Annotated in this window: 1 protein-coding gene; it reads right to left on the bottom strand. The window is 71.7% G+C overall.

Annotation, left to right across the window (positions count from 1 at the left end; translation table 11 throughout):
- On the bottom strand, positions 1-240 hold a 240-nt coding region (locus tag KVS71_RS18525), incomplete at both ends, for a hypothetical protein (protein WP_217585267.1).

Raw genomic sequence — 240 nt, 5'->3', positions numbered from 1 at the left:
CGCCCAGTAGAAACCCGCATCCTTGATGCGGTCCAGCGTGGCGGGCGGCCCGACCCTGGGGTTCCCCTCGGCCAGCTTGTTGGCGATCTGCGACAGCTTGCCCTTGGCGGCCTGCTCGCGCACGAACGGGTAGCCCTTCGGCAGCGCGGCGTTGAAGATCGCCTGACCCGGCGAAGCGTCGACCAGGCCGAGCCTCCCGGAGCCCTCGGGAGCCCCGCCCTCGTGGGAGGTCAGTGCCGG

The organism is Microbacterium sp. GbtcB4 (genome assembly GCF_019091465.1).
GTDB lineage: Bacteria > Actinomycetota > Actinomycetes > Actinomycetales > Microbacteriaceae > Microbacterium > Microbacterium paraoxydans.
This window is presented reverse-complemented; position numbering and strand designations above follow the sequence as displayed.